The organism is Intrasporangium sp. Soil_C_50, from assembly GCF_057656595.1.
In genome coordinates this window covers 18,349-34,563 of sequence record NZ_JBDGKB010000006.1, presented here as the reverse complement: position 1 = coordinate 34,563, position 16,215 = coordinate 18,349, and the positions used below count along the sequence as shown (strand labels likewise).

The following is a 16,215-nucleotide window of genomic DNA, read 5'->3' as shown; positions in this document are numbered from 1 at the left end:
GAGCCCCGTTCGAGCCGCTCACGTCCCGAAGCGTCGGTGCCTTCCGGCATAGGCGCGCAGCGCGCGCAGGAAGTCGACGTGCCGGAAGTCGGGCCAGTAGGCCTCGCAGAAGTAGAACTCCGACGTTGCGCTCTGCCAGAGCAGGAAGCCGCCGAGGCGCTGTTCGCCCGAGGTGCGGATGACGAGGTCGGGGTCGGGCTGGCCCTTGGTGTAGAGGTGACCGGCGATGTCCTCGACGGTGATGCCGGCGGCGATCTGCTCGATCGACTCGCCGCGAGCGGCCCGCTCGAGAAGGAGGTCACGGACGGCGTCGGCGATCTCCCGGCGGCCGCCGTAGGGCACGGCGACGTTGACCGTCATGCCGGTGACGGCGGCGGTGCGCTCGGCCGAGGCGCGCAGGCTCTCGGCGGTGGCGGCCGGGAGCAGGTCCAGGGCACCGACGATGCGCACGTGCCAGTGGCCGGCGTCGGCGAGGTCGGAGACCGCGGTCTCGATGATCTTGAGCAGCGGCTCGAGCTCCTCCTGCGGGCGGTGCAGGTTGTCGGTCGAGAGCAGCCAGAGGGTCACGTACTCGACGCCGGCCTCACGGCACCACTCGAGCAGCTCCTCGATCTTGTCGGCGCCGGCCTGGTGGCCGGTGGCCGTTCCCTCGCCGCGGGCCTTGGCCCAGCGGCGGTTGCCGTCGAGCATGACGGCGACGTGACGAGGAAGGGACTCCTTGGGGAGATCCTTGAGGACCCGGCGCTCGTACGCGCCGTAGACCACATCGCGCCACCCCACGGGGGCCTCCTCGTCGATGTCGGACGTCGCCGACCGCGGATGGGCCGCTGCCGGACCGCCGTCCACTGCTCGGGCAGCCCCGGTGGGCCACGCACCCACCGTACCCCTCGCCCGGACGGCTCCCACCGCAGCCGGAGGCCACCGCACCGGGCCTTCACACGACCTTCACAGGACGAGCGCAGCACCTACGGCCGCGTAACCTACGGTTGCGTAGGTTAGACTCGCGCCATGACCTCCGAGCAGCACCGCACCCCCGGTCCGGCCGTCGAGGACGCCGCGGGCCCCGTCGCCGACCTCGTCGCCGCCGTCAAGCCACGGCTGCGCGGCTGGCTGCACCTCGGGATGTTCCCCGTCGCCGTGATCGGCGGGCTCGTCCTCGTGCTCGTCTCCGACCCGGGGGCCGTGCGCACCGCGTCGGTCGTCTTCACGATCACCGCAGCCCTGCTCTTCGGTGTGTCCGCGGTCTACCACCGCGGCACCTGGGGACCGCGCGCCGGCGCCCTGCTCAAGCGGCTCGACCACTCGAACATCTACCTCATCATCGCCGGCACGTACACGCCGTTCGCGGTGACGCTCCTGCCCACGACCCAGGCCCGGATCCTGCTGTCGATCATCTGGTCGGCGGCGATCGGTGGCGTCGTGTTCCGCATCCTGTGGGTCAGCGCGCCGCGCTGGCTCTACACCGGTCTCTACATCGCGCTCGGCTGGACCGCCGTCTTCTACGTCGTCCCGTTCTGGAAGGCCGGCGGCCCGCTCATCGGATCGCTCATCGGCCTCGGCGGCATCCTCTACACCGTCGGCGGTGTCATCTACGGCACCAAGCGCCCCAACCCGTCGCCGCGCTGGTTCGGCTTCCACGAGGTCTTCCACGCCTTCACCCTCGGCGGGTTCGCCTCGCACTTCGCCGCGGTCACGCTCGCGGTCGTCGGCTACCAGGCCGTCAGCTGAGGCCCTCAGCCCTGAGGACTGACGCGAAGAGGCCCCCGGCGATGCCGGGGGCCTCTTGCGTGTCCGTCGGGTCGACGTCGCGCGCGCTGGTCGCTCCTCAGCGCGTCGGACCCTGCGGGTCGGCACCGTCGCCGCCCGATGCGTCCGGCCCGTCCGTCGCGTCGGTGCTCGACGCGTCGGTGCCGGACGCGTGCGTGGCGTCGGCGCCCAGACCGTCGCGAGTGGCGTCCTCCTGGGCACGCTCCCGGTCGCGGTAGGCCATCCGGCGCAGCCGCGAGTTCATGTTGCGCACGAGGAACCACAGCGCCACGGCGAGGACGAAGAACGCGATGAAGCCCCAGATCCCGGGGCCGATGGGCAGGTTGCCGCCGTCGGCCATCAGTCCTGCACCTCCTCGCCGGACGCGTGGGCTCCGGCCTGCTCGTCGGTGGACGGGACACCGTCGGTCGCGTCGGCGTCCGTGTGCGTCTCGGCGCTGTCGCCGCGGACCGCGCCGGTCGAGGTGGCGGCCTCGGCGGCGCCCTCCTGCGGCTCGGGCGTCTCGGGGAGGCGTCCGTCGTAGGCGACGGCGAGGTCGCGGCGCGTCGCGAGCGCATCGGCCTCGTCCGGCGTCCCGAGGCCGGCGAAGAGGTCGTCCTCGCCCTCGGCGACCGGCACGTACGACAGTGCGGCCTCGAACTGCTCGATGGGCCAGACCCGCTGCTGGATCGACAGCGGCACCTGGAACCAGAAGCCGTCGGGGTCGACCTGCGTCGCGTGGGCCAGCAGGGCCCGGTCGCGCGTCTCGAAGTACTGGCCGCAGTCGATGGTCGTCGTCGTGCGGCCGTCGCGGCGCGGCTTCCAGTTGGCGAGCCACTCGGCGTACGGGCTCTCGAGGCCCTCCTGCACCATCGCCTCATGGATGAGGGTGAGGCGCTCCTTGCTCCAGCCGCCGTTGTAGTAGATCTTCAGCGGCTGCCACGGCTCGCCGGCGTGCGGGTAGCGCTCCGGGTCGCCGGCCGCCTCGAACGCCGCCATCGACACCGTGTGGCACATGATGTGGTCCGGGTGCGGGTAGCCGCCCTTCTCGTCGTAGGTCGTCATGACGTGCGGCCGCCACTGCCGGATGACGCGCACGAGCGCCTCGGTCGTCACCTCGATGTCCTCGAGGCCGAAGCAGCCGACGGGCAGCGGCGGCAGCGGGTCGCCCTCGGGCAGGCCGGAGTCGACGAAGCCGAGCCACGTGTGCTCGCAGCCGAGGACCTCCTGGGCCGCCTTCATCTCGTCGCGCCGCACCTGCGCGATGTCGCGCAGGATGTGGGCGTCGTTCTTCAGCTTCTCGTTGAGGATGTCGCCACGCTCACCGCCGGTGCACGAGACGACCATGACCGACGCGCCCTCCGCGACGTACTTCGCGGTGGTCGCGGCGCCCTTGCTCGACTCGTCGTCGGGGTGCGCGTGCACCGCCATCAACCTCATGCCCTCGGCCACGTGGCTCCCTGCTGTCGTCCGTCGGAGTGATCGGGTGGTGGGGTCGCACGGCGACGCCGGTGGGCGTGCCGCGGACGTGGCGACGGGCGGCTGCTGGGCTGCTGCCGGACCGCCGTCGGGGGCCCGCGTCCCGTGGGGGACACTGGACCCGTCCGCCATCCTCTCACCACCCGCTGCGCCTGCCGCCCGGGCCTCGACCGCCAGGACCACTGCATGCCGTCCCGACCGACGCTCCCCCGCCCCGCCCCCGGCACGACGAAGTGGTGGGTCATCGGCACCCTCGGTGTCCTCGCGATGTCGACGATCGCGGTGTGGTTCGGGCTGGCGTCCACGCTCGGGCGTCCTGCTTTCGAGACCGTCGGCTACAAGGTCGTCGACGACCGCACGGTCCGTGTCACCTTCACCCTGACGCGTCCGGACGGCAAGGCCCTGACCTGCACCGTCGAGGCCTTGGCCCGCGACTTCTCCCCCGTCGGCACGGCGCGCGTCGAGGTGCCCGCCGGGCCCGACACGGTGACGACGACGGCCACGTTGCGCACGACGTCACGGGCCGTCACGGGGCAGGTCCGCGACTGCGGCTGACGAGCCTGCCGGACCGGGACGAAACGGCACGGACCGGACCGGCCCACGGCGCCCCGAAACGGGTCGTGACCTGCGTGTTCGGCGCTCGCTTTGCTACGCTTGGTCCTTCACCCAGGGTCCGGACCGGTTGCCCGCGCAGGCAGATGCCAGCAGGCGACAGCCACGGTCGGGCCCTTCGTACATGTGAGACGCCCACGCGGACCCGCGTGGGCGTCGGTTCATCGAGGAGTGACACAAAGTGACCGAGACTGCTGCTGGTGGTTTCCTGACGCAGGAGGCCTACGACCGCCTCAAGGCGGAGCTGGACCACCTGTCCGGCGAGGGTCGCATCGAGATCGCGCAGAAGATCGAGGAAGCCCGCGAGGAGGGCGACCTCAAGGAGAACGGCGGCTACCACGCCGCGCGCGAGGAGCAGGGCAAGATGGAGGCCCGCATCCGCCAGCTCACCGAGCTGCTCCACAACGCGAAGATCGGCGAGACCCCGGCCGACGACGGTGTCGTCGAGCCCGGCATGGTCGTCACCGTCGAGATCTTCGGCGACGAGGAGACCTTCCTGCTCGGCAACCGTGAGATCGCCGACGGCTCCGACCTGCAGGTCTTCTCCGAGAAGTCCGCCATGGGCGCCGCCATCAACGGCAAGAGCGTCGGCGACAGCACCTCCTACGAGGCGCCGAACGGCAAGACCGTCGAGGTGAAGATCCTCAAGGCCAAGCCCTACTCGGCCTGACCCACGCGTCGAACGGGCCGGTTCCCCACTGGGGAGCCGGCCCGTTCCGTTCCGCTGACCTCCTCCCCTCCCCCAACCGTCGAGAGGCCACGTTCGGCTGCCCGCCACCCGTTGAGAGGCCACGTTCGGCTGCCTCCCAACTGTCGAAAGGCCACGCTCGGCTGCCTCTCACCCGTGGGGGCCAATGCGTGCGTCAGCCGGCGCGGCGGCGGCGCAGCGTCTGGAACTGCTGGGGCGCCAAGAACTGCGGCGCACTGCCCGCCACGTCCACCAGGTGCGGGCTGATGCCCAGGTGCCCGGCCAGCTCCCTGAGCTTCGCGGCCCGAGCCTCGGCACGGAAGATGTGCTCGGCCTCGATCTCGACGACGGTCCAGTCCCCGCCTTCGAAGCTCCGGCGCCGGCCGCGGTCGTGCTTTCGGTCGCGCGTCCGCCTGTGGAACTGCGCTCCCTGGTACTCGCCGACGACGCGCTGTTCCGCCCAGACGAGATCGCCGAGGCCGAGCCAGTCTCCGTCGAGGCCGACCACGTCGGCATTGTGCGTCGGTTCGGGCAGGCCGGCTCGCACGGCCATGAGCCGACTGCGGGTCTCCATCGGTGACCAGGCCCGCGGCCGAACGCGGTGCCGCGCATAGCTGAGCGTGACCTTTCCGCGGGGCCGCACCCTGCGCTCGAGCGCCTCGCGGAGTCGCGCCGCGCTGCCGACGAGGTTGAGTGCTGCGTCGCCCGCGGCTATGAGGTCGTCGAGGCCGACAGGTTTGCCCGGCCCCACGTACTCTCCGAGGTCGACCCAGGTGTCCGCCGCATCGACGACCGGCAGGCCTTGCACCTGAACGACGGATCGGCTCTCGAGCCCACGATGCCCTGACACCTCCGCCCGACGCACCCGGTTGGCACTGGTCGGCGTGATGATGTGGACCAGACCGTCGTCCTCGAGTGCGAGGGGCACCGGGATACCGAACAGTCGTGCAGCCGTGACGTGGGAGAAGGCGAACGGGCGGGGAGCCGCGACCGCGAAGGCCCGGAGCTGGTCGACAAGGGACTCGGGCAGTTCACTCGCGCGAACTCCCCAGCTGGGCGTCCACAGGTCGTCCGCGCGCATCCGCGCGCGGGTCAGACCGCGCGAGCGGCCCTCGGCCACGAGGAACGGGCTCGAACGGAGGTCCGACGGCAGGGGCACAGCGTCCATGGCCAGCACCGTGCGTCCGCCACGGCAGACGAGCCACGGCGCGGCGACCAGATGTGGACAACCGCCTGCCCGGAGCGGGGGGTGTGGACGGGACCTCTCGACGGGTGGGAGCCGGTCGAACGTGGCCTCTCGACGGGTGGGAGCCAGCCGAACGTGGCCTCTCGACGGGTGGGAGCCAGCCGAACGTGGCCTCTCGACGGGTGGGAGGGGCGGGTCAGGGGAGGATCTGGGCGGCGACGGCGCGGGCGACGTCGGGGGCGTCGGCAGCGAGCAGCCCAGCGGCGAAGAGCAGGTAGCGCTCGTCGACACGGCCCCGGGCCCCCCGCGGCACCTTCCAGCCGCCGGCGTGGTCGGCCAGCACGGCGCCCAGGACGTGGTCGCGGCCCGACGCGTCGGCGTGGCGCAGGACGCCGCCCGAGCCGAGGAGCGTCGTGACGTTGGCGAGCGGACGCGGTGACTCGGTCGGCTGGGCCGGACGCGCGTGCCGTCGGACCGCGACGAGCGCGGCGAGTCGCGCCAGCTCGAGGTCGAGGGCGCGTTCGGCGGCATCGGTCGGCAGCAGGCCCGGCTGTTCGTGGGCGCGCTCGGCCCACGCCCGCAGCCCGCTCGGCTGCCGGACATCGTGGAGGAGGTGCTCGTCGGCAGCCGCCTCGAGGACGTGCAGGGCGTTCCAGCGCAGCCCGAGGTCGCCCTCGACGGTTCGGGCGTGCCAGAGCGGCGCGACGACGTCCTTGCGCAGCGACGCGTCCTCGCCCTCCGGTGTCAGGCACGAGTACACGTCGGTCGTCGCTCCCCCGACGTCGACGACCATGACGTCGCCGCCGCCGAGGCCCGCGAGCACCTCGACGCCGCGCAGGACGGCATCGGGCGTCGCAGCCTGCACCATCGCGGCGAAGGCTGGGTCGCGGGACAGGCCCTTGCCGCCGATGACGTGGTGAAGGAAGGCCTGGCGGATCGCCGCCCGCGCCGACTCCGGGGCGATGACGCCGATCTGGGGCAGGACGTTGTCGGCCGCGACGGTCGGCCGCGCCGTGGCGGCGAGCAGGGCGAGCGCCTCCTCGCGCGCCTCGACGTTGCCGGCGACGACGACGGGCACCGCGTGCGCCCCGTGGCCGCCGACCGCGAGCCGCGCGAGCCGCTGGGCGTTGTGGAGCAGCACGTCGGCGTTGCCGCCGTCGGTGCCGCCGACGAGCAGCACGATGTCGGGTCGCGACGCGCGGACCGCGGCAGCGGCGTCGGTCGACAGGGCGCCCGCGGCGACGTGCACGACCTTGGCACCCGCCGACAGCCCGACGCGGTGCCCGGCCTGCGCGGTGACGGTGGCCTCGTAGCCGACGACCGCGAGGCGCAGCCCTCCCCCGGCGCTCGAGCAGGCCCTCACCGCCGCGTCGGCCGGCACGTCGAGGGACGCGCGGAGGGTGCGGTAGCCGTCGAGGACGTCACCGCGACCGAGCGTGCCGGTCGTCGGGGTGGCGCCGGTCGCGAGGACGGTGCCGTCGGCGGCGAGCAGCGCGCCCTTGGTGAAGGTCGAGCCGAAGTCGACGGCGAGGAGCGTCACGCGGGAGAGGGTGCCGGTCTCAGCCGTGGATGTCGAGCGCCTCGCGGAGGTCGGCGATGAGGTCGTCGACGTCCTCGATGCCGACCGACAGGCGGATGAGGTCGCCCGGCACCTCGAGCTCGGTGCCGGCGACGCTCGCGTGCGTCATCCGACCCGGGTGCTCGATGAGCGACTCGACGCCGCCGAGGGACTCCCCGAGGGTCCAGAGGCTCACGGCCGCGCACGCCTTGACGGCGGCGTCCTCGCCCCGGCGCATCCGGAAGCTGACCATGCCGCCGAAGCGCTTCATCTGGCGGGCGGCGACGCCGTGGTTGGCGTGGTCGGGCAGGCCCGGGTAGAGCACCTGCGCGACACCGTCGTGGCCCTGGAGGAACTCCACGACCTTCTCGGCGTTGTCGCAGTGGCGCTCCATGCGCACGGCGAGGGTCTTGAGGCCGCGCAGCGTCAACCACGAGTCGAAGGGGCCGGCCACGCCGCCGATGCTGTTCTGGTGGAAGGCGATCCGGTCCTCGGCGTCGGTCATGCCGGGCACCGTGATGTCGGCGCGGGTGACGACGGCCCCGCCGACGACGTCGCTGTGGCCGCCGGAGTACTTCGTCGTCGAGTGCGTGACGATGTCGGCGCCGAGCGCGATGGGGCTCTGCAGGTACGCCGTGGCGAAGGTGTTGTCGACGACGAGCACGGCGCCGGCCTCGTGGGCGATGGCGGCGATGGCCTCGATGTCGGCGATGCCGAGGAGCGGGTTGGTGGGCGTCTCGACCCAGACCATCTTCGTCTGTCCGGGACGGATCGCCGCGCGGACGGCCTCGAGGTCGCCCATGTGCGCGATCGAGTGCTCGATGCCCTGCGGCCGCGCCACCTTGTTGAAGTAGCGGTAGGTGCCGCCGTACGCGTCGTCGGGCACGACGACGTGGTCGCCGGGCAACAGCAGGGCACGCGCGACGGTGTCCTGGCCGGCGAGGCCCGAGGCGAAGGCGAAGCCACGGCTGCCGCCCTCGAGCGCGGCGATGCACTCCTCGAGAGCGGTGCGGGTCGGGTTGGCCGACCGGCTGTACTCGTAGCCGCCCCGGAAGCCGCCGATGCCGTCCTGCTTGTACGTCGACACCTGGTAGATCGGGGTGACGACCGCCCCGGTCGACGCGTCGGCCTCCTGGCCGGCGTGGATGGCGCGTGTGGAGAAGCCGTGCTCGTCAGACATGGGCACGAGCCTATGCCCTGACACCGGCCCCTCCCACCGCCCACCTGTGGGTGCTGCGCATTCGCCCGTGACCTCACGTGCGCCTCTGAGATGCTGCCGACGTGGGGTCCGACTTCGCCTACTCGAACCACAGCCACCGGCCGCGGGGGCCAGTGCTCTCGACGCTGTCGGCCGTGGTCCCCGCCGTCCGCATCGTGCAGGAGCAGGTGCGCCCGTACGCCAGCTGGTGGGAGTCGCACAACCGGGTCGCCGCGTCGGGTCGCGAGCCGCTCTGGGTGGCCCTCGGCGACTCCATGACCCAGGGCATCGGCGCGACCGCTCCCGACCGCGGCTGGGTCGGGCAGCTCGACGAGCGGCTCACCCGGCGCGGCTGGGACCACCGCGTCGTCAACCTCGGCGTCAACGGCGCGCGCGTCGAGGACGTGCTCGACCGGCAGCTGCCGGTGCTCGAGGCGCTGAGCACGGCGGACAGCCCGGCGGCCCTCGTCACGGTCCTCATCGGCTCGAACGACATCGTGCTGCGCCGCCACCGCCGCTCGCTCGTCGGGCGCTTCGGCCGGATGCTCGACCTGCTCCCCGAGCACGCCGTCGTGTCGAACCTGCCCAACCCGCGCCACGAGGCGCGGACCATCGACGCCATGCTCCGTGAGCGGGCCGAGTCCGGACGCCTCGTGCTCGTCGACCTCCGCCGCGAGGGGCCGCGCTCGTGGCGGGGGCGCCTGGCCTCCGACCGGTTCCACCCGAACGACCGGGGCTACGCCGACCTGGCGACGATCGTCGAGCGCGCGCTGGAACGCTCCGGGCTGCTGACCCGGACCTGAGCCGTGCGTCCTGCGACGCCCGGTCCTGAGCCGTGCAGCCCTGGGACCTCAGTCGAGCGGGTCGAGGATGCGGTGCAGGAACTGGCGCGCACGCTCGGTGGCCGGACGCGTCAGCACCTCGGCGGGGGTCCCCCGCTCGACGACGACCCCGCCGTCCATGAAGAGCACCTGGTCCGCGACCTGCTGCGCGAACCGGATCTCGTGCGTCACGACGACCATCGTCCAGCCTTGTGTCGCAAGGTCCTTCATGACCGTGAGCACCTCGCCGACGAGCTCGGGGTCGAGGGCCGAGGTCGGCTCGTCGAAGAGCATCAGCTCGGGTCGGATGGCCAGGGCCCGGGCGATGCCGACGCGCTGCTGCTGGCCACCCGAGAGCTGGTAGGGGTAGGCGTCGGCCTTCTCGGCGAGCCCCACGAGCGAGAGCAGCTCGCGGCCCTCGCGCTCGGCCACGGACCGGTCGCGGCCCTGCACGAGCACCGGCCCGGACGTGACGTTCTGCAGGACGGTGAGGTGCGGGAAGAGGTTGTGGGCCTGGAAGACCATGCCGCTGCGGGCCCGCAGGTCGGCGACCTGCCGCTTGGTCACCGGGCGCGCGCCGAAGTCGACCTCGACGTCGCCGATGCGCACGACGCCCGCGTCCGCGACGTCGAGGGCGTTGAGCGAGCGCAGCAAAGTCGTCTTGCCCGAGCCGGACGGCCCGATGACGACGGTGACGCTGCCGGCCGGCACCTCGAAGTCGACGGACCGGAGCACCTCGTGCTCACCGAACGCCTTGGCGAGGCCGGTGACCGACACGAGCGGACGCGTCGCGTCGGGGGCCGCTGGGGTGGTGGGCTGGTCGGTCATGCGGCCACGTACCTGTTCTGTCGTTCCTCGAGCCGGGCCTGCCCGATGGACAGCACGAGGCAGACGACCCAGTAGTAGACCGCGGCGACGCTGTACAGCGCGAAGAACTGGTACGTCGGGGCCGCGGCCTCCTGGGCGACGCGGAGCAGCTCGGTCACCTGGATCGTCGAGGCCAGCGAGGTGTCCTTGACGAGGGAGATGAGGGTGTTGGACAACGGCGGGATGGCGGTGCGTGCCGCCTGCGGCAGGACGACGCGTCGCAGCGTCGTGGCGTAGCCCATGCCGACCGTCGACGCCGCCTCCCACTGCCCCTTGGGCACCGACAGGATCGCCGAACGGATGATCTCCGCGGCGTAGCCGCCGACGTTGAGGGTGAAGGCGAGGATCGCCGCCGGGAACGGGTCGAAGCTGACGCCGAGCGAGGGCAGTCCGTAGTAGATGATGAACAGCTGCAGCAGCAGCGGTGTGCCGCGGATGATCGAGACGTACGCCCGGGCGATGCCCGACACGGCGCGCACCTTCGACAGGCGCATCAGCGCGACGGCGAGCGCCACGACGAGCCCGAGCACGAAGCTGATGAGGGTGAGGGGGATCGTCGCGGTGACGGTCGCGCGCAGCAGCGGCCCGAGCGAGTCGAGGATGAGCTGGACGGTCTGGTCGTTCACGAGGTGGACATCAGGGTCGTCGCGATCGTCGGCGGGCGCCGGCTCAGGAGACGGACGCGGCGGGCTTGACCGACACGTCGGAGCCGAAGTACTTCTCCGACAGCTTCTTCAGCGTGCCGTCGGCCTCGAGGTCGGCCAGGGCCTTGTCGATGGCGGCGACGAGGTCGGAACCCTTGCGGGTGGCGACGACCTGCTCGGAGACGTCGCCGGTCTTCGCGGCGATCCTGACCCCCTGGTCGCCCGTCGACTTCTGGTAGTCGAGCACGGCGAGGCTGTCGTTGACGGTGGCGTCGACGCGCTTCTGCTTGAGCAGGGTGACGGCCTGCGTGAAGCCCTCGACCGACTCGACCTGGGCGCCGGCGTCCTTGGCGACCTGGGCCCAGTTGCTCGTCAGGCTCTGCGCCGACTTCTTGCCCTTGAGGCCCGCGAGCGAGGTGACCGAGGCGTCGTCGGCGCGCGTCGCGATGACGCCCTCGGACCACGTGTACGTCGAGGACAGGCCGTAGAGGCCGGCGCGCTCGGGGTTCTTCGTCACCTGGTTGACGACGACGTCGAAGCGCTTGGAGGTGAGGCCGGCGAAGATCGCGTCCCACGGCGTCTCGACGTACTCGACCTTGACGCCGAGCTTGTCGGCGACGGCCTTGGCGACCTCGACGTCGTAGCCGGTGAGGGCGTTGGTCTTCGGGTCGTGGAAGGAGAACGGCGAGTACGTCCCCTCGGTCCCGACCTTGAGGACCTTGGCGTCCTTGACGGCCTGCAGGTCCGAGCCGCCGCCCGAGGTCGAGCTGCACGCGGCGAGCACCGCGGTCAGGAGCGTGACGAGCAGGACGGTGAGGGCGGACCTCGAGCGCATGGGTGGGACTTCCTGATCTGGAGGCTGGGGAGTGGGCGGGGTGTCGACGGCGCACGATATAACGCCGTGTTGGGATGCGCATAATCGATCGTGCGAATCCCCGTCAGGCGTCAACCCACGGCACTGGCCGGACATTCCCGACCGCGACGCTCAGCCCGGGCAGGCCCGGGCAGGCCCGGGCAGGCCCGGTCTGCCCTGGTTCAGAGGTCCTTGGCCCACTCCCGCGTCCAGCCCGTCACCGCGAAACCCATCCGCTCGTTGATGGCGATCATGTGGGTGTTGGTGTCGGCGTTCCACGTGCGCACCGCCGTCACACCGGGCTTCTCGCGCTGGAGGGCCGCGAGGTTGGCCACCTTCGTCGCGAGGCCCAGACCGCGCCCGCGGTGCTCGCGCAGCACGAGGGTGTCCCCCTGCAGGGCGAGGTCCTGCTGCCCGGGGCGCACGACGAGGTCGGTGAACGCGACGAGCCGTCCGGAGGGCACGTGCCGGGCGACCGACTCGACGGCCCAGATCGGGCTCGGGGTGTTCCACTGCTGGCGCACCCGCTCGGCGTCCCAGTCCTCCTCGTCGAGGTCGATGTCGCCCGTCGGCGCGTCGGTGCTCATGCGTCGCGCCAGCAGGGCACGGTCCTCGAGCCACTCCTCCGGAAGTCCGTTGACCGCCACCTCTACGACATACTCCCCCGCGTCGAGCGCAGGAGTGAGGGACTCGAGCCTCGCTGCCTCGAGGGGCAGCCGGAGGTCCTGGCGCAGGTCCACGAGCGTCTGCCGGTAGCCCGCGGCGAGGGCGAACTCCGTTGCGGCGTCACCGTGCTCGACCGGAGCACCGCTGTGCTCGTGGACGCGGGAGCACCCTTCCTCGCGCAGCACCTGCTCGCAGTGGGCGAGCAAACGCCTGCCGTGGCCGGCGCGCTGGTGCTCGGGGTGCACCGAGAGCCAGATGCCGGCCGTGTCGGTGTTCCCGCGGGTGTGCCGGATGGTCTGTGCGGCGGCCACCGGCTCGTCGACGCCGTCGACCCAGATGCCGAACGTGCGCCGGGCCTCGTGCCGACGGCCGGTGAGGTCGACGATCTCCTCGACCGTGGCCCGTTGGGCGTCCGCGCCCCAGACGGCCCGGTTGGCGGCATGGTGCACCTCCAGCCACACCTCGCTCGTGGCATCGCCGATCGTGAGCTCGATCTCCTTGAGCTGCATGGTCATTCGGTAGCCCCTGCCTGCTTCTGCCACTCTCGGCTGTAGCCGTCGACGCGGTAGCCGAGGCGGCGGTTGACGGCGAGCATGTGCTGGTTCGACTCGGCGTTCCACGTGCGGATCGCGGTGACCGCGGGCAGCTCGTCCATGACGGCAAGGGCGTTGGCGGCCTTGAGCCGCAGGCCGAGACCGTGGCCCCGGTGCTCCTTGAGCACGAGGGTGTCCTGCTGGTAGCCGAGGTCGGGGCTGCCGGCCGAGACCCCGATGGTCGTGAAGGCGACGAGGCGGCCCGTCGGCACGTGACGGGCGGCTGACTCGACGACCCGACGCCCGGACGCGAGGGTCCGGGCGAAGGTCTCCCGGAGCCGCTCCGCGTCCCAGACCTCCTCCTCGAGGGCGAGGTCGTCGAGCGGCGCGTCGGTGCTCATCCGCTGCTGCAGGAACGCGCGGTCCTCGAGCCACGCCTCGGGGATGTGGTCGACGAACGTCTCGACGCCGTAGTCGTCCTCGGCGGCGGAGAGGTCGGCGAGCGCGTCACGGTCGGCAGGCAGCGCCATGAAGCTGCGCAGCACCGTCTGACCGACGGTGTAGCCGTGCTGCGCGGCAAAGCGCTCCGACTCGTCGGACCGGCCCTCGGGCCACTCGGTCTCCCCCATGAGGGTGCCGCGACCGTGCTCGGACGCGACCGCCTCGGCCGCGTGCAGGAGCGCACCGCCGACGCCCCGGCGTCGGTGCTCCTGGTGGACCGAGAGCCACACGAGGGCGAGGTCGAGGTTGTCCGCCAACGGCATCCGCACCTCCACGGCGCCGACGAGACGACCGTCCGACCAGGCCGCCAGGGCCACGCGCCGGCTCGTCGACGACTGGTGGAAGCCGCGGATCTCCTCGAGCGTCCACTCGCTGCCGTGGTCGCCGAAGAGGTCGCGCTGCACCACCCCGTGCACGCCGATCCAGTCGCGGGCCGCGGCCTCCTGGTCGGGGTCGAGCAGGTCGATCGGTCTGATGTCGAGGTCGTCGCTCACGGACCCGAGTCTGTCGGGACCGTCCGGCGAGGGCCACCGATTTGTCCGCGGCCCCGGCTGCTGGGCCGCTCCGACGCCCTCGCGCCAAACACGTTGCCGCGCAGCCTGCGTCGGCCTACCCTCGAGCCATGCACCGCTCGCAGCAGACGACGACGCCGGACCTCTCCGGCGCGCTGCTGCTGCCCTAGCACCCATCGCACACCACGCCCCGGAGCCGTCTCCGGGGCGTTCGTCGTCTCCAGCCGGCCCCGGTCCGACCCACCGTGACCGACCGCCTGCAAGGAGACCCTCGATGCCCGACCACCGCGACCTCAACCACGACCTCGACATCTTCGCGACCGACGCGCTCGCCGGGGCCGGGCTGCCACTCTGGCTGCCCGCCGGCTCGGTGGTGCGCCATGAGCTCGAACGGCTCGCCCGTGACCTCGCCCACGCCGACGGCTGCGTCGGCGTGAACACCCCGGTGCTCGGCAAGCGGGCCCTCTTCGAGCGGTCCGGGCACTGGGCCAAGTTCGAGGACGACATGTTCCCCCCGATGCGCATCGGCGACGAGGAGGTCGTGCTCCGCCCGGCCAACTGCCCGCACCACGCCCTCGTCTACAAGGCGCGCAGCCACTCCTACCGCGAGCTGCCGGTACGCCTCAACGAGCTGGCCCCGATGTTCCGGGCCGAGCGCTCCGGCGTGCTCTCGGGCCTGACCCGCGTGCGCCAGATCAGCCTCGACGACACCCACGTGTTCTGCCGCCCCGACCAGGCAGGCGACGAGGCCGCCCGTGGTCTGCGGGCCGCGCTCGAGGCCCAGCGGATCCTCGGCCTGCCGGTGCACCACGTGCGGCTGTCCCTGCGCGACGAGTCGGACGCGTGGCTCGGCAGCCGCGAGCAGTGGGACGGCGCGCAGGACGCCCTCCGGGACGCGGCCCGGTCGGTGCTCGTCGACCACGGGCTGCCCATCGTGGAGGCCGCCGGCGAGGCTGCCTTCTACGGTCCGAAGCTCGACCTGCAGGTGGTCGACGACCGCGGACACGAGGAGACCATCGCCACCGTGCAGGTCGACTTCAACCAGCCGGAGCGGTTCGACCTGACCTACCACGGCGAGGACGGCGAGCGGCACCGCGTCGTCATGATCCACCGCGGCACCGTCGGGTCGATGGAGCGGGTCACCGCGGCCCTGCTCGAGCGCCACGACGGGCGCCTGCCGCTCTGGCTCGCGCCGGTGCAGGTCGTCGTGCTGCCGGTGTCGGCCGAGCAGGACGGGCCCGCTCGGGCGCTCGTCGACGCCCTGCGCGCGCACGGCGTCCGCGTCGAGCTCGACTGCGACGACTCCCTCGGGTCGCGGATCCGCGAGGCCCGGCGTCGCCGGGTGGCCGTGGTGGCCGTCGTCGGCGCGCGCGAGGCCGCGGACGCGTCGGCGCAGGTCACCGACGTCGCAGCCGGGTTCCGCGGCGTCGTGCCGGTGGACCGCCTCGTGGCGCGCATCGTGGCCGCCCGCGACGGACGCTGCCCGCGCGTCGACTGGGCGTGACGGGTGTGGTGCGTGGTTCGTGGGGACCCGGCCCCGCGAACCACGCACCACTGGCCTCCCGCGGCGTCTGGCATACGGGGGCGTGCGCCGGTGTTGTAGGAGCGAAGGACCCGCCCACACGAAGGATGTGACACTGGAATGGTGTTCGGACTCGGCAGGAAGACCCAGATGCCCGCGCGCGAGGAGGCCCTCCCCGGCCGTGCGGATCGGCCGTTCCAGGTGAACCCGACCCACGTCGTCCTCGGCACGCCGCTCGAGGGACCGTGGCCCGAGGGATCCGAGGTGCTCTACGTCGCGATGGGCTGCTTCTGGGGCGTCGAGCGGATCTTCTGGCGCCAGGACGGCGTCATCAGCACGGCCGCCGGCTACATGGGCGGCTACACGCCCAACCCGACCTACGAGGAGACGTGCACGGGTCGCACCGGTCACGCCGAGACGGTCCGCGTCGTCTACGACCCCGAGAAGACCTCCCCCGAGCTGCTGCTCAAGGCCTTCTGGGAGAACCACGACCCGACGACGGCCAACCGCCAGGGCAACGACATCGGCACCGCCTACCGCTCGGCCATCTACTGGACGACCGAGGGCCAGCGCATCGCCGCCGAGGCAACCCGCGAGGCCTTCCAGAAGGTCCTCGACGACAACGGGTTCGGGCAGATCACGACCGAGATCCGCTCGGCCGAGGACGCCGGTCCGTTCTACCTCGCCGAGGACTACCACCAGGGCTACCTGCACAAGAACCCCGGCGGCTACTGCAACCACGGCCCCAACGGCCTGACCTGCCCCGTCGGGATCGTGCGCCAGGACCAGCTGCCCTCCCAGCAGGACATCGCCCCGCCCGCCTGACGCG

17 protein-coding genes are annotated in these 16,215 nt (G+C 72.2%); 6 read left to right on the top strand and 11 right to left on the bottom strand.

Annotation, left to right across the window (positions count from 1 at the left end):
• Positions 1–18: 18 nt before the first annotated feature.
• Positions 19–780: an isoprenyl transferase gene (locus tag AC3A5R_RS14370; protein WP_487621449.1), complete on the bottom strand. Its 762-nt coding sequence runs from the start codon at positions 778–780 to the stop codon at positions 19–21.
• 228 nt (positions 781–1,008) lie between these two features.
• On the opposite strand from AC3A5R_RS14370, the gene trhA reads away from it, so the two are divergent.
• Positions 1,009–1,728, top strand: a complete 720-nt coding sequence (trhA, locus tag AC3A5R_RS14365) for a PAQR family membrane homeostasis protein TrhA (RefSeq protein ID WP_487621448.1) — start codon at positions 1,009–1,011, stop codon at positions 1,726–1,728.
• 97 nt (positions 1,729–1,825) lie between these two features.
• Here trhA and AC3A5R_RS14360 read toward each other — a convergent pair whose 3' ends face one another.
• Both AC3A5R_RS14360 and mca read right to left on the bottom strand, forming a co-directional pair.
• On the bottom strand, positions 1,826–2,107 hold the full coding sequence (locus tag AC3A5R_RS14360) for a hypothetical protein (protein ID WP_487621447.1): 282 nt from the start codon (positions 2,105–2,107) through the stop codon (positions 1,826–1,828).
• Positions 2,107–3,177 (bottom strand): mycothiol conjugate amidase Mca, encoded by a 1,071-nt coding sequence (gene mca, locus AC3A5R_RS14355; RefSeq protein ID WP_487621446.1) that lies wholly within the window; start codon positions 3,175–3,177, stop codon positions 2,107–2,109. Before mca ends, AC3A5R_RS14360 begins: the two co-directional genes overlap by 1 nt.
• A 234-nt stretch (positions 3,178–3,411) precedes the next feature.
• Between mca and AC3A5R_RS14350 the strand changes: the two genes are divergently transcribed.
• Together AC3A5R_RS14350 and greA are read left to right on the top strand one after the other, a co-directional pair.
• The gene (locus tag AC3A5R_RS14350; RefSeq protein ID WP_487621445.1) at positions 3,412–3,780 is read left to right on the top strand and encodes a DUF4307 domain-containing protein; all 369 of its coding nucleotides are present in this window, start codon (positions 3,412–3,414) and stop codon (positions 3,778–3,780) included.
• 238 nt (positions 3,781–4,018) lie between these two features.
• Positions 4,019–4,507, top strand: a complete 489-nt coding sequence (gene greA, locus AC3A5R_RS14345) for a transcription elongation factor GreA (protein WP_487621444.1) — start codon at positions 4,019–4,021, stop codon at positions 4,505–4,507.
• Positions 4,508–4,700: 193 nt separating this feature from the next.
• Here the strand turns inward: greA and AC3A5R_RS14340 are convergent, their stop codons facing one another.
• From AC3A5R_RS14340 to AC3A5R_RS14330, 3 genes are all read right to left on the bottom strand, one after another.
• On the bottom strand, positions 4,701–5,702 hold the full coding sequence (locus AC3A5R_RS14340; protein ID WP_487621443.1) for a hypothetical protein: 1,002 nt from the start codon (positions 5,700–5,702) through the stop codon (positions 4,701–4,703).
• A gap of 205 nt (positions 5,703–5,907) precedes the next feature.
• The gene (locus tag AC3A5R_RS14335; protein WP_487621442.1) at positions 5,908–7,251 is read right to left on the bottom strand and encodes a glutamate mutase L; all 1,344 of its coding nucleotides are present in this window, start codon (positions 7,249–7,251) and stop codon (positions 5,908–5,910) included.
• 19 nt (positions 7,252–7,270) lie between these two features.
• Positions 7,271–8,449 (bottom strand): cystathionine gamma-synthase, encoded by a 1,179-nt coding sequence (locus AC3A5R_RS14330; protein WP_487621441.1) that lies wholly within the window; start codon positions 8,447–8,449, stop codon positions 7,271–7,273.
• A 101-nt stretch (positions 8,450–8,550) separates the two neighbouring features.
• On the opposite strand from AC3A5R_RS14330, the gene AC3A5R_RS14325 reads away from it, so the two are divergent.
• Entirely contained in the window at positions 8,551–9,270 is a 720-nt protein-coding gene (locus tag AC3A5R_RS14325) for an SGNH/GDSL hydrolase family protein (protein WP_487621440.1), read from the top strand.
• Positions 9,271–9,318: 48 nt separating this feature from the next.
• Here AC3A5R_RS14325 and AC3A5R_RS14320 read toward each other — a convergent pair whose 3' ends face one another.
• The 5 genes from AC3A5R_RS14320 to AC3A5R_RS14300 all read right to left on the bottom strand — a co-directional run bounded on the left by AC3A5R_RS14320 (position 9,319) and on the right by AC3A5R_RS14300 (position 13,846).
• A complete protein-coding gene (locus AC3A5R_RS14320) occupies positions 9,319–10,116 on the bottom strand; it encodes an amino acid ABC transporter ATP-binding protein (protein ID WP_487621439.1) in 798 nt (265 codons plus the stop codon).
• Positions 10,113–10,781 (bottom strand): amino acid ABC transporter permease, encoded by a 669-nt coding sequence (locus tag AC3A5R_RS14315; RefSeq protein WP_487621438.1) that lies wholly within the window; start codon positions 10,779–10,781, stop codon positions 10,113–10,115. Before AC3A5R_RS14315 ends, AC3A5R_RS14320 begins: the two co-directional genes overlap by 4 nt.
• 43 nt (positions 10,782–10,824) lie before the next feature.
• Entirely contained in the window at positions 10,825–11,634 is an 810-nt protein-coding gene (locus tag AC3A5R_RS14310; protein ID WP_487621437.1) for an amino acid ABC transporter substrate-binding protein, read from the bottom strand.
• 200 nt (positions 11,635–11,834) lie between these two features.
• Entirely contained in the window at positions 11,835–12,833 is a 999-nt protein-coding gene (locus AC3A5R_RS14305) for a GNAT family N-acetyltransferase (RefSeq protein WP_487621436.1), read from the bottom strand.
• A complete protein-coding gene (locus AC3A5R_RS14300; protein WP_487621435.1) occupies positions 12,830–13,846 on the bottom strand; it encodes a GNAT family N-acetyltransferase in 1,017 nt (338 codons plus the stop codon). Before AC3A5R_RS14300 ends, AC3A5R_RS14305 begins: the two co-directional genes overlap by 4 nt.
• Before the next feature lie 292 nt (positions 13,847–14,138).
• Between AC3A5R_RS14300 and thrS the strand changes: the two genes are divergently transcribed.
• On the top strand, positions 14,139–15,368 hold the full coding sequence (thrS, locus tag AC3A5R_RS14295; RefSeq protein ID WP_487621434.1) for a threonine--tRNA ligase: 1,230 nt from the start codon (positions 14,139–14,141) through the stop codon (positions 15,366–15,368).
• Between the two features lie 138 nt (positions 15,369–15,506).
• Positions 15,507–16,211, top strand: coding sequence for a peptide-methionine (S)-S-oxide reductase MsrA (msrA, locus tag AC3A5R_RS14290; protein WP_487621433.1), 705 nt, complete (start codon positions 15,507–15,509; stop codon positions 16,209–16,211).
• The last annotated feature ends 4 nt before the right edge of the window (positions 16,212–16,215 follow it).